The sequence below is a fragment of the Clostridium sp. ATCC BAA-442 genome (assembly GCF_964239415.1).
In the GTDB taxonomy this organism is placed as follows: domain Bacteria; phylum Bacillota; class Clostridia; order Oscillospirales; family Oscillospiraceae; genus Flavonifractor; species Flavonifractor plautii.
Genome location: NZ_CAXSQB010000043.1, coordinates 627 through 14222, shown reverse-complemented (window position 1 = coordinate 14222; position 13596 = coordinate 627). Strand labels below are relative to the sequence as shown.

9 protein-coding genes are annotated in these 13596 nt (G+C 58.1%); 1 reads left to right on the top strand and 8 read right to left on the bottom strand.

Translation table 11 applies throughout. The annotated features are described in order from the left end of the window. Positions 1 to 27: 27 nt before the first annotated feature. The 8 genes from ACESY8_RS15205 to ACESY8_RS15170 form a co-directional block, all read right to left on the bottom strand. Positions 28 to 1062 (bottom strand): zinc-dependent alcohol dehydrogenase, encoded by a 1035-nt coding sequence (locus ACESY8_RS15205; protein ID WP_434307910.1) that lies wholly within the window; start codon positions 1060 to 1062, stop codon positions 28 to 30. A gap of 12 nt (positions 1063 to 1074) precedes the next feature. After that, complete coding sequence (rbsD, locus tag ACESY8_RS15200) at positions 1075 to 1497, bottom strand: D-ribose pyranase (protein WP_007492514.1); 423 nt, start codon at positions 1495 to 1497, stop codon at positions 1075 to 1077. 15 nt (positions 1498 to 1512) lie between these two features. Next, positions 1513 to 2679: an iron-containing alcohol dehydrogenase gene (locus ACESY8_RS15195; RefSeq protein ID WP_054339026.1), complete on the bottom strand. Its 1167-nt coding sequence runs from the start codon at positions 2677 to 2679 to the stop codon at positions 1513 to 1515. Between the two features lie 169 nt (positions 2680 to 2848). Beyond that, positions 2849 to 3841, bottom strand: coding sequence for a substrate-binding domain-containing protein (locus tag ACESY8_RS15190; RefSeq protein WP_007492508.1), 993 nt, complete (start codon positions 3839 to 3841; stop codon positions 2849 to 2851). A gap of 67 nt (positions 3842 to 3908) precedes the next feature. Next, a complete protein-coding gene (locus tag ACESY8_RS15185) occupies positions 3909 to 4952 on the bottom strand; it encodes an ABC transporter permease (RefSeq protein ID WP_054339027.1) in 1044 nt (347 codons plus the stop codon). Continuing rightward, positions 4949 to 6463, bottom strand: coding sequence for a sugar ABC transporter ATP-binding protein (locus tag ACESY8_RS15180; protein WP_054339028.1), 1515 nt, complete (start codon positions 6461 to 6463; stop codon positions 4949 to 4951). The genes ACESY8_RS15185 and ACESY8_RS15180 overlap by 4 nt, the downstream gene beginning before the upstream one ends. Next, positions 6460 to 7710 carry an ROK family transcriptional regulator gene (locus ACESY8_RS15175; protein ID WP_195447025.1) on the bottom strand — a complete coding sequence of 417 codons (1251 nt, stop codon included), beginning with the start codon at positions 7708 to 7710 and terminating at the stop codon, positions 6460 to 6462. Before ACESY8_RS15175 ends, ACESY8_RS15180 begins: the two co-directional genes overlap by 4 nt. Before the next feature lie 262 nt (positions 7711 to 7972). After that, positions 7973 to 9211, bottom strand: coding sequence for an ROK family transcriptional regulator (locus tag ACESY8_RS15170; RefSeq protein WP_054339029.1), 1239 nt, complete (start codon positions 9209 to 9211; stop codon positions 7973 to 7975). Positions 9212 to 9558: 347 nt separating this feature from the next. Between ACESY8_RS15170 and ACESY8_RS15165 the strand changes: the two genes are divergently transcribed. Continuing rightward, positions 9559 to 13557: an S-layer homology domain-containing protein gene (locus ACESY8_RS15165; protein ID WP_498794830.1), complete on the top strand. Its 3999-nt coding sequence runs from the start codon at positions 9559 to 9561 to the stop codon at positions 13555 to 13557. Positions 13558 to 13596: the final 39 nt, after the last annotated feature.

Here is a 13596-nt window from a genome sequence, read left to right as displayed (position 1 = left end):
CCCCCCCCCCCCCCCCCTGCCCCTTGGTCATTCTTCACAAGGAGCTACATCGATCAGGACCTTCATGGTGGCTTCCCGGTTGGCATCGATGTATTCATAGGCTTTCTGATAGTCCCCGAAGGCAAAGTGCCGGCTCATCAGGGGCTTGAGCTGGATTTTCCCCTCACTGACCAGACGGATGGCATCCACATAGTCCTCATGCCGGTACATCATGGTGCTGTCCAGATCCAGCTCGTGGTCATTAAGCAGGGCCAGATCCACATGGGCCATTCCTGCATATACTGCGACCAGAACCAGCTTGCTGCCCTTGCGGGCATACTGGATAGCCTGTCCCATGGTGGTATCGTTGCCTGCGCAGTCGTAAATAACATCCGCCTTGTCCGGGCCGAAGCACTCTACCATGACTTCACCAAAATTACGTATCCGAGTGTTCACTGCGAAGTCCGCCCCACAGCTCCGGGCCAGCTCCAGCCGGGCGTCGGAGATATCGGTAATGAGCACCTGGGCCGCCCCCAGAGCCTTGCAGCTCTGGGCCAGCAGAATACCGATGGGGCCGGAACCCAAAATGGCCACTTTGGCGCCCGCCAGCTCCGGAAAGCGTTTAGCTGCATGAACGGCCACAGCCAGCGGCTCAATCATAGCCCCTTCATTAAAACTCATTGTGTCGGGAAGCGGAGTAATCTTAGCCGCATCCACCGCAAAAAATTCGCTGGCGGTACCAGTGGTCTGGAACCCCATCACCTTGAGTTCCTCGCAGAGATTGTATTTTCCATGGCGGCAGGGGTAGCACCTGCCGCATACCACCTGTGGCTCGATGGTGACACGCTGTCCCACCCGGAGGCTGGTGACTCCCTTTCCAAGCGCGGCAATCTCCCCCGACACCTCGTGGCCTTGGGTGACGGGATATTTCGTAAACGGGTGTTCACCGTGATAGACATGGATATCCGAGCCGCACACGCCGATGCGCATGATTTTGACCAGTACCTCACCGGCCTTTGGCTCAGGGATTGGAACCTCCCGGAATTCAATGACCCCCGGGGCTGTCATAACCTGCTGCAGCATGCCTTTTCCTCCTCAACTCTTTTCACAGTACCACCGGGGGCCGCCAGCACTGATGAGTATGATGTTGCTGTTGGCGGTAAAGTCCCCGGTACGGATGGCAAATTTTACTTGGCGTGTCAGTTCGTCCCGAAAGTAGGGATGGCCGACCACCTGGCAGGGCAGCTCAGGTGGAAAACATGCCTTGAACTCCCGCTCGCGGCTGGGACTCACATCCAGGGTGGCCTGGCTCAGAATGATACCCTCCACACTGAAGTGCTTGAGCAGCTCCTTGAGCACATCTACCGCTGTGGGGACGTTTTCCGCCAGCGAGAGGTCGATTACCCTGGTGCTGTCCGGGATAGCCAGACCGGCGTCAGCGATCAGCAGCCGGTCGGTGTGTCCCATCCGGGCCAGTTCGGCCGCAATATCCCGGTTCAGGATGCCAGTCTCCGTCATAATACCCCCCTCCCCCTATTTGCGGTCGTAGCAGCTCATGAGCAGCTCATACATCTCTGGAATGGTGGCGACACGGGGATTGTTGGCATAGTCGCCCAGTACCTGGCCGCAGTCTGCAATCTCCCGGATATCCTCTTTGGTCACGTTCAGCTCCCGGAAGTTGATCCAAAGGCCGATCCTCTTAAGGAAGCAGTCGATGGCATCGCAGCTTCTCTCCGCGGCCACAGCATCGCTCTCCCGCTCCAGGGAGGGCTCGAAGATCCGGCCTACCGTGGCGAACTTGTGCTCAGCGGCGGGATAGGTATACCGGGTAAAAGCGGGATAGAAGACTGCCAGAGACTGGCCGTGGGTGACATGGGGACAGTGGCCGCCGATCTGCATGCCCAGGCCGTGGGGCAAAGTGACACCGGCGGATGCGTTGGTGAGACCGCCCAAGGTGTCGGCCCAGGCCATCTGACTGCGGGCCTCCAGGTCGGAGCCGTCGGCCAGCGCCCTGGGGAGGTATGCGGCGATAATACGGATGGCATCCAGGGCCATGCACTCCACCAGCGGGTTGGTGTTGACGGAGAGATATGCCTCAAAATTATGGCAGAAGGCATCAAAACCGGTCTGCGCAGTTACGCTGGCGGGTAGGGAAAGGGTAACCTCGGGATCTACAATGGCTGCGCGGGGGAAAATATTCTTGTTCCAGATAGCGCTTTTGTCCTTGGCACTGGTCTTGGTAATGACGGCACATGGGGTGGTCTGGCTGCCGGTGCCGGCGGTCGTGCTGATGGCCAGAATGGGCAGCGTCTGCTCCGTTGGGCCTGCGGTGTGGCAGTTGTAATCCCAGGCGGTACCGGGATGGGTGGCCTCCACAGCGATGGCCTTGGCGGTATCCATGGAGGAGCCGCCGCCCAAACCGATCACCACATCCACCCCCTCGGCCTTTGCCAGCTCCGCTCCTCTGGTGACCAGTTCAGTGGTTGGGTTTGGGATCACGCCGTCATAGTGCACACAGGCCACACCTGCGTCAGACAGGCTTTTTTTGACCTTGGCGTACAGTTCTGCCACCGCAGGGAACTCGGGGACGGTCACCAGCATGGCCTTTTTCCCATAGCGGGCAGCAAGGGCCCCCGCCTCGGTGACGCGGCCGGCGCCGAAGATGATCTCGGTGGGGGCAAAATAATCAAAGTGCTTCATTTCATTCACTCCTTTTGATTTTGTTTCCAGAGAATTGGGCTCCGGCACAAGCAGGCTGGGTGCTGGGCAGTAAATGCCGGAGGGGGTACACTTCGTTTCCACAAAAAGGGCCCGCAGGAGCAGGGCGTGTGGCTCTGTCCTGCGGGCATGGTATCAGAGGGCTGCCCTTTTATTTGGGGTAGTACTCGTCCACGTTCTCCTTGGTCACGATGGTAACGCCGGTGTCCACGTTCTGGGGCAGCGCCTTGGCGGACAGGCCGTTGGCCTCGGTATAGAGGAACATCATGCTCCAGAAGCCCATGTTATACATCCCCTGGGCAACAGTGGCGTCAATCTCACCGTTTTTCACTTTGTCCAGCACGGTGGTGTCCACGTCGAAAGCCAGCACACGCAGATCTTTGCCGGACTCAGCCACGGCGGTAGGGCCAGCGGTACCGGCGATACCGTCCACGCAGAACAGGCCTACCAGGTCATCGTTGGCCTGCAGGGCCGCCGACATGTTGTCGGTGGCAGCGGTGGTGTCTCCGGCGTCGTTAACCTTCACGATCTCGATGCCAGGGGCGTTTTCGGCGCACCAGGCCTCAAAGCCCTGAACACGGCTTTCGCTGTTCTCGGCGCCCACGGTATAGAGGACGGCAATCTTACCCTCCCCTCCGCACAGGGGTACCAGGTACTCAGCGGCAATGCGGCCGGCTTCGGAATTGCCGGTGGACAGGTAGGAGGAGCGGTCGGAGGTGGGAGAGTCGGAGTCAAAGCACACCACAGAGATCCCCTGCTCCTTGGCAGAGTTGATGGTATCCGCCAGGGCGGTGGAGTTCACGCAGGTGACTGCGATGCCCTTGGGACTCTGGGCAATGACCTGCTCCAGAACAGCTACCTGACCGGCCACATCAGAGTCGGTTTGGCCGGTATACTTAGTAGTAACACCCAAGGCGTTTCCAGCATCCTCCATGCCCTCAAAGCAGTGCTTCCAGTAATCGATGCCGGACAGGAAACTGACCATGTAGTACTCGTCGCTTTCGTTGCCGACGAACGCTCCGGCCGAAGCCTGCGTGCCGTCCCCTCCAGCGTTGGGGGAGTCTTCGGGTGCTTCGGCCGGGGAGCAGCCGAACAGGGACAGGGAGAGCGCCAGTGCAAGAATAAGTGCCAGTGCCTTTTTCATTGTGGGTTCCTCCTTTTATTTTTCTTGGCGGTATTGCCTGCGCCCGCGCCGGGCGCCGGATCACGGATTACGGCCGCAGGGCAGGTTTCCTGCGCCCCAGGCCCAGCATGCGCTGGAGGAAGCTGTTGCCGCTTTTTCGGTGGCTCATATAGTCGATGGTAACGGCGATGACCAGGATAGCGCCCTGGACGAAATCCTGCCAGTAGACGGACACATTCATCATAACCAGGGCAGAGTCCACAATCTTCAGCAGGAAAATGCCGAGAAATGTGCCCAGGATACCGCCCAGGCCGCCGGTCATGGAGGTGCCGCCGATGACCGCGGCAGAGATAGCGGTGGTTTCCGCGCCCTTGGACAGCTCAGGGGTGGAAACATTGAAGCGTGCGAGAGAAAGGATACCGGCCAGTGCTGAGAGCAAGGCGATGACCACATAGACGAAGATCTTGACCCGGTCTACATTGATACCGGAGAGCTTGGCGGCATTTTCATTGCTGCCCACATAGTAGATGTTACGGCAGGCATTGGACTTCTTGGTAAAGATAAGGGCCACCACGGTGACCAGCAGGAAGATCAGGAACAGCACGGGGATGCCGAATACATCGCCGGTGGCCAGAAAGCGGAAGCTGTCCGGCAGATAGCCGGACACCGACAGGGGGGAGCCTGTGGTGATAATGTAGGCCACACCGCGGGAGAGGTTCATCATGGACAGGGTGACGATGAAAGGCGGCAGTCCCACCTTGCTGACCATAAAGCCGTTGAACAGTCCGCATACGGCTCCCGCAGCCAGAGCAGCCAGGCAGGCCACCCAGATGTTGACCCCCATCAAAGCCATCTGGCCGGCAATGACGCACGTCATGGCGGCCACGCCGCCCACGCTCAGTTCAATGCCTCCCAGAATCAGAGCCAGGGTCAGTCCGATGGAGAGCAGGCCGTCGGTGGCCACACTCAGGGCGATGCTCTTCATGTTGGAGGGCTGGATGAACTTTGGATTGACGATGGCCACGATGGCCACCACAAGCAAAATAATGAGAAATACGCTCATCTCGCGCTGCCGGAGCAACCGCTTCAAAAGCTCCGGTCCCGTCCGCTTTATCTCGCTCTTCTGTTTCATTGCCGCAACTCCTTTTCCGCAAGCTGCTCGCCGGAGGCAAGCTTCATGATATTCTCTTCCGTCACCTCTTCGCCTTCGAGGAAGCCCGCCAAGCACCCTTCGTGCATGACTGCCACCCGGTCGGACACGCCGATGACCTCAGGCAGCTCACTGGATACCACAATCACACCGACGCCGCTCTCTGCCAGTTGACGCAGAAGCGCGTGGATCTCCCGCTTTGCACCCACGTCAATGCCGCGGGTGGGCTCATCCATGATGACGACCTTTGGGGCCAGAGAAAGCCACTTCCCGATCAGGCACTTCTGCTGATTGCCGCCGGACAGGCTGCTGATGGGGTATTCAATGCCCGGAATTTTGATGGCCAGTTGCTCTACAAATCGGTTGGCCAAGCTTCGCTCCAGCTTGTCGTCCAGCCAAATGCCATGGGAGACTCCCTTCATGTTGGCGCTGGACATATTGTTTTTGATACTCATCTCCAGAAACAGGCCCTGGGTTTTGCGGTCCTCGGTCAAGTAACAGATGCCTGCATCCACAGCGTCACGGTAGGTGTGGAAGGCACAGGGCCTGCCGTTGAGCACTACCTGGCCGGAACGGATGGGATCAATGGCGCACAGACCGCGCATAACCTCGCTCCGTCCCGCGCCCACCAGCCCGGCAAAACCCAGGATCTCCCCCCGCCGCAGGGCAAAACTGACTTCGCGGAAGATACTGCCGGTGAGGCCGTTGACCTCCAGAACCGGATCGTCCGCTGCGATACAGCTGCTCTTGGTTGGGTAGAGATTTCCCAGCTCACGGCCCACCATAGCGCGGATGATATCGTCTGCACAGATATCTCCGGTGTCCATGGTAGTGACATAGGTACCATCCTTGAACACAGTGACCCGGTCGCAGATTTCAAAGATTTCCGCCATGCGGTGGGAGATGTAGAGAATGCTGATTCCCCTACCGCTCAATTCCTTTACCAAATCAAAGAGCCGGGCAGTCTCCTTTTCCGTGAGGGAGGAGGTTGGTTCATCCAGAATCAGCAGCTTGCAGTTGAGTGAAACCGACTTCGCAATCTCAATGATCTGTTGTTCAGAGACAGTCAGCTCACTGACCAGCGCGCTGCTGGGAAAATTGGCGTTGAACTGCTTCAGAACCATGTCGGCATCCGCCCAGAGGCGTTTGAAATCAATCATTCCCCCCTTGTGGGGCAGACGCCCGATGAAGATATTCTCCGCCGCCGTCAGGTGGGGGCACAGGCTCAATTCCTGATGAACAAAGCCTATGCCGATATCCTGGGCTTCTTTGGGACTCCTGGGGGCAATAGGCGCGCCTTCAAACAAGATCTCGCCCTCCGTGGGCGGAAACACGCCGCCGATGATGTTCATGAGGGTAGATTTCCCGGCACCATTCTCGCCGCACAGCGCGTGAACCTCGCCAGGCCGCACCTGGAGCTGTACCTGATCCAGCGCCCGGGTTCCGGGAAAGACCTTTGTCACACCCCGTACCTCCAACCGATACTCGCTCATACAGCCTCCTCCTGTTCTTTTGTCAGCGATAAGCCCCCCTGCCTCAGCAGGGTCTTCAACTGAATGGCCGCCGCGCCGATTGCCGTCCCATACTCACCCAGATTGGACACCCGCAGCTTGACCCTGCGCCCGGCAAAGCGCATCCGGCGGATCTTGACCACTTTTTGGATCTGTTCGATTAAAAGCGACTCATTTGACATTCCGCCGGCCAGTACGATCTTCTCGGGATCCAGCAGATTTATGTAGCTGGCAATGCCGATGCCGATGTATTCTCCTGCCCTCCGAACCAAGTCCAGTGCGGCCACATCCTGCTCCCGGGCGGCAGCGAACACGGTCTTGGCCTCCACCCGCTCAATATTGCCGCCTGCCAACTCCAGAATACGGGTTTTGACTCCGCTGGAAATCAGGTTACGGGCCTGCTGGGCAATCGCTCGCCCGGAGGCTACTGCCTCCAGGCAGCCGTTGTTGCCGCAGGTACACAGCGGCCCATCCTTCTCCACCGTGATGTGGCCCAGCTCCCCTGATGTCCCAGAGGCACCGACGCACAGCTCTCCGTTTTCAATGGCCGCTGCGCCGATGCCATAGCCAAGGTTGATGCAGATAAAATAGTGATACCCCACACCTGACCCAAAGAATTGCTCCCCCAGCGCCATAGCCCGGTTGGAGTTCTCCAGCCGCATAGGCCAGCGGATACTGGTCCGTTGTAAAAGCAGCCGCCCCAGCGGCTCCAAAAGCGCTACATCCTCCCAATGAAAATTAGGGGAAAAGAGTACCCTTCCCTGGTCCAGGTCCAGAATCCCCGGCACACCCACCCCAACGCCCAGGACCCGGTGGAGCGGGATACCGCTTTCGCGCAATAGCTGGTCAATCAGCTCTGCGGCGGTCTGAATGACCGCGTCGGCATCTTCCGGTACCGGAATGGGACGCTTTGCCTTTGCAACAGGCATTCCATTGAGATCCATCACAAGCGCCCTCAGCACGGTTGGAGCAAAGTCGATCCCGACGCTGTAATAGCAGTCCCCAGCAAACTCATACATTTCGGGGCGCTTTCCGGACGCGCCCTCCTGCCTCCCACAGGAGCGTACAATACGGTTGTCCAACAACTCATCTGTGATCTTGATTGCGGTCGGTAGGCTCAGCCCCGTCCGGCGTGCGATCTCAGCCTTGTTGATAGCGCCTCTCTCCCAGATTGTTTTCAGCACCAGCCTCCGGTTCATCAAAGCTAAAGTGAATTTATCAACACCCACGTGAAAACTCCTTTTCCTCTGCCCATTCCCCTTTAAAATACCCAAATGCTCTTATTCTTTTGTACTAAGTTAAGTTAACTAACTTAACGAGGCAATTGTAGCGCCATGCACAAGAAATGTCAATCCCTCTTTTCTATTTTTGGCGTTTCGAATGATGCAACTGAAAACCTTTTGTATATTATACCGAAAGGTTTTTGAATATAGCATAAAATCAGGGGCGACATTTTAGCAAAAATGCCGCCCCTGGTCTGATCCACCGGAATCAATAGTAATGCTCAAGTCTTGGCACCCGCCAGCCGTTGTAAGAGATAATATGGGCCGCCCCAATGGCCGTTCCATAGTCGCCGCGGGTTCCCAAACGGAGCGTCACATGGCGTCCCGCCTGCCGCATCTGCCGCATTTGCATACTATGGGCTACCCGGTCGAAAAACAGCGGACCGTTTTTTGTCAGGCCTCCGCACAAAACGATACAGTCCGGATCCAGGATATTGATCGCCATGGCCAGTCCGATTCCGATATAGTCAGTAGCCTTGTCCACAATCGAGAGGGCTACCGCGTCTCCCTTGGCCGCCACCTCAAAGACCAGCTTGGCGTCAATCCGCTCCGATGCGCCGCCGCACCGCTCCCGCAGGCTGGTAGGGAGACCACTGCAAACGGCGTCTCTGGCCTGCAGGGCAATGGCCTCACCGGAAGCTACCGCCTCCAGGCAGCCGGAGTTTCCACAGGCGCAGAGCGGACCGTCTTTGCAGACAGTGATGTGTCCCAGCTCACCGCTGGTGCCGCTGCTGCCGTAGTAGAGCTGATTGTTCTGCATCAGAGCTGCACCGATACCGTGTCCAATGTTGACACATAAAACGGTATGGGTGCCGCTCTCTCCGCCATCCCCGCGCCAGCCACTCTCCGCTAGTGCCAGTGCCCGATTGGCGTTTTCGACCAACACGGGGTAGGACAGCCGGCTCTGAAGCCAGCTCTGAAGCGGAATATCGCTCCAGCCAAAGTCCGGGGAGAAGAGAATATGCCCGGTATCCCGCTCGATGAGGCCGGGCATCGCCACCCCCACTCCGGCCAACCGATCCAGTGCAACTCCGGATTCCAGCAGACTGCTCTGAATCCGCTCGCACAACCGGTCCACAAATGCTTCAACAGGCTGGACCTCCCCCGTTTCCACCATGGTTCCGTATACTACCTTCTGCGCCAAATTCATCAGCACCAGTCGTATGGTCCCACGGCCAATATCCACCCCCATATAATATTCGCTTTCGGGCACCACGCTTAACAATTCCGGCGGTTTTCCGCCGCTGCTCTTTCCCTTTCCCACAGCTCTCACCAGACCGCGGTTAATCAGATTTTCCGTGATGGTCATGACGGAGGGAAGGCTCAGCCCAACCCGTTTTGCAAGCGCAGCACGGCTGATGGGGCCCTCCAGAATGATCGTCCGCATAACGTTGCTCTTATTGGTGGGAGCTGCCCGATAGCGGTCGGCCCACGGGGTTTTGGGCATAGTGATACCTCCTTTTTTTACTACTTTTCTAAAGTATATCGCATTCAAATATATATCACAAGTAAACCGTACCATTTTTTGCAGATCAAGACGATTGACAATATCTCAGCCGTGTTTTAAAAACCGTTCTACCAAAAGTCTACCAGAAATGCCTTGGAATCCTTTGGGTTCCAAGGCGTTTTCACTTTTCCCGCTCCCGTATTGTCTACCAAACGTCTACCATAGTAACCTTTTGATTCTGTTTTCCTGCCTTTTATATCCCTATCCCCCGAAAACTGCATTGTTTCCTCCCCTGTAAGGGGCGTTATACGCCCCTCTGGCTCAAAATTCAGAAGGAGGAAATCCAAATGAGAAACCTCAAGCGGGCTCTCAGCCTGGCTCTGGCGGCGATCATGCTCATCGGCATGATGGTTGTCTCCGCCAGCGCTACGGGCCTCGACGACTTTTCCGACAAGGACAAAGTCGTCAACAAGGATGCCGTTTCCATGCTCACTACTCTGGGCGTGATCAACGGCAAGGAAGACGGGTCTTACTTTGACCCCACCGGCAACGTGACCCGTGCCGAGATGGCGAAGATGATCGCCACCGTCCTGAATCAGGGCGCCGATGTGGACGGCCTGTATGTCGGGATGAACACCGGCCTGACCGACGTGAAGGGCCACTGGGCTGAGAGCTACATCAACTACTGCTACAGCCTGGGCATCATCGCCGGCCGCGGCAACGGCAAGTTTGACCCCGCCGCTACCGTTACCGGCAACGAGGCCGCCAAGATGCTGCTGGTGGCCGCCGGCTACGACGCGCAGCTCGAGGGCCTGACCGGTGCCGACTGGGCCATCAAGACCGCCTCTCTGGCCTCTACCCTGGGCATCTTTGACAACCTGAGTGTAGCTACCTCTGATCCTCTGACCCGCGACAACGCGGCGCTGCTGATCTACAACGCTCTGGACATCGAGATGATTCAGAAGTACGAGAACGGCTATGCCATCGCCTTCACCGACCACCGCACCCTGCTGAGCGCCAAGTACGGTGTTTACAAGATTGAGGGCGTGGTTGTCTCCAACGAGGAGGCCGCGCTGAACAACACCGACAGCGACTTTGCCTCCGCCAAGGGCAAGACCACCATGGAGAACGTGAAGGTCTACGCCTCCACTACCTCCAACACCACCACCGGCGAGTACGAAGAGGTGAAGGGCCAGGTCGTGTTCAACGTGTCCACCACTGCCGACATGCTGGGCAAGACCGTGACCATGTACGCCAAGAAGACCACCGTTCTCTCCAACTCCACCGTGCTGGGCCTGTACCTCGATGATGCCAGCAACGTGGTCAAGACCACCGCTGACACGCAGGACACCATGAAGGACTTCCTGAAGGGCACCGGCCTGTCCACCGACAAGGACACCGCCTACTATGTCAACTACGGTGTGATGGACAGCGAGGCCGACGCCACTAAGGCGCTGGGCTTTGACGCCAAGACCGGCCGCTTCACCAACGTCAACGGCAAGACCAATGCCTATGGCGTGGAGATGACCGCCATCGACAACGACGGCGACGGTATTGTTGAGTACGTCCTGTACCTGCAGGAGACTCTGACCCAGGTCATCGCCAAGAGCGACTCCAAGGAGACCACCACTCTGAACGCCTTCAACAAGAACAAGGCCATCGACAACGAGAACATCGTGACCGACGCCAACCTGTCTGAGGGCGATCTGGTTCTGGTTGCCTCTTACGGCGGCAAGTACCATGTCTCCACCCCCAACGTTGTGACCGGCCAGATGGAGTCCTACTCCTCCAGCAAGACCAAGGAGCAGACCATCACCGTGGGCGGCACCGAGTACCACCCCTCTTACATCCTGTTTGCGGCGGATGCGGCCGACAACACCTACGAGTTCAACGTGCTGGACTGCGGCACCAAGGACGGCGTGGACTTTGACATCGACTACGACTTCATCCTCGACTCCAATGACAACGTGATCGCTTACCGTCCCTCCTCCAAGGGCGTGGGCGACTATGCCCTGATCCTGGATTCCGGCTACGATCCGGGCCGCACCAACTCCAACCCCACCGGCGAAGTGAAGGTTCTGCTGGCCGATGGCACCGAGAAGCTTTACACCCTGAACTTCGATGCCTCCGCGCAGAACGTGGGCGAGCAGCTCTTCCCCAAGCTGACCTCCTCTCAGCAGAAGGACAACGGCATTGAGGAGCTGAAGGGCTTCCTGGGCTCCTCCGTTCAGGACAACACCACCACCAAGCCTGATGGCACGCTGCCCTTCAGCGGTGACGTTCACTACTCCAGCAAGCAGCACCAGTCCGGTTTCGCTGCCGGCTATGTCATTGAGTACAGCCTCAACGACAAGGATGTTCTGACCATCAAGTCCATCGTGGGCACCAACGCGACCGGCACCGACCGCTACAGCCCCGCCGACGTGGACAGCACCCTCGCCGCCGACTATGATACCGGCGCTGCCCGTATCAAGTACGGCACCAGCGATCAGGTGGCCGTGGACAAGAACACCGTGGCCTTCTACTTCACGACCGTGAACGGCGATGACAAGTACGGCGTGGCCATCGGCTACGACAAGATGTCTAACGTAGACAAGAACACCGCTTTTGTGGCCCAGACCACCAAGGCCAATCTGACCGACGTGGTTCTGTTCGACGCTGAGGGCGTGGCCGCCGAGAAGGACTACGCCTATGTCCTGGGCCGCACCAGCAGCTCCTCCGGCTATGTGACCCTGAACGTGCTTCTGATGGACGGCACCGCCTCCACCCTGAAGCTCACCAAATCCGACTACGACTCCCTGTTCAAGGGCAACAGCGACTTTGAGACTGCCTATGCCTACACCATGAACGGCGAGGGCGTGGCGGATCTGACTGCCCCCGGCAGCAGCGGCACCCACGTTCTGACCGGCTATGCCGTGAAGCTCAACGACGGCACCGTGGCTGTCTACAGCGACAAGAAGCTCACCAAGCTGGTTGACAGCTACTCCTACGACAAGAATATCTGGAACGTGGAGGACGTGTCCGCTGGCACCAACGCTCCCGCCGGCGCTTTCTCCACCGGCGTTGCGAAGGAGACTGTCCTGGTTCTGGATGCCGACGAGAACACGGTCCGCGCCGCGTACATCAAGAGCGTCCTGGACGGCACTGAGGTGCCGGATCACGGTACCGGCTCCCTGTCCGACGGTGTGATCTCCACCAGCAACGAGACCATGATCAGCGACATCAGCAACCAGACCATCACCCTGACCAACGACATGGCTGCCAGCACCTCCGGCAGTGTCACCACCGCCCAGAACAAACTGACCGCCGACGTTCTGGTCAACGCCCTGCAGGGCAATGTGAAGGGCGTCTACGAAGAGGTGTTCGGCACCTACAAGCTGGTTGCCACTAACCCCTATCCCGTTGTGACCAGCGCTATGTATGTCGGCGTCGACACCAACAAGGGCATGGTCTACTACAAGATCGCCTTTGCCAACCCCAAGGCCCCTGTGATCACCACCGACCTGACCACCACTGCCGTCACCGGCACGGAGCTGAGGGTCGTGGCTAACGCCCCCGACAAGGGCACCCTGTCCTACGAGTGGCACAAGGTGTCCGGCGGCAGCGATTCCGTGGTTGGCTCCAACAGCGCCACCTATACGGCCAGCGATGCCGGTGAGTACTACGTGGTCGTCACCAATACCCGCAACAGCCTGACCGCTACCACCAAGAGCGCCACCTGCAACGTTGGCACCAAGGTGGATGCCGCGAAGCCCACGTTTGGCACTGATCTGAAGTCCACCGGCTATGTCGGAGACAAGCTGACGGTCAAGGCCAGCGTAGCCGACAAGGGCACTGTGTCCTACCAGTGGTATAAGAACGGCATGCCCCTCTCCGGTGAGACTGGCGAGTCCTACACCCCCACTGAGGCTGGGAAGTACTATGTTATCGCCACCAACACCAAGGACGATGTGAATGGCGACAAGACTGCCCAGACGAAGAGCACCGAGTGCACTGTGAGCGTCAAGATTAGCGCGGCTGATATGAACCTTTCCATTACCGCTCCGACGAACGGTGCCACCATTGCCGATGCTGCTCTGACGGACAGCGCTTCTAGCAGCAAGGTCGAGATTGGTACTCCTACTTGGGAAAAGAGTGATGACGGAAGTTCCGGCTGGGCCAGTGCAAGCGGAAACTTTGAGCAGAAGTTCTATCGTGCCACCGTCACGCTTACTGCTAAGGATGGATTTGCTTTTGGCGAGTCCGGCGATTATAGCAGCCTGACTGTTACTAATGGCAAGGCCACGTCGGCCACTGTCTCTGATGGCAGCCTGAAGCTGGTTATTACTTTTGATCAGGTTCAGTAATCTCCCCATATTTTAAAAAGTTCCCCGGGCCAACGGCCC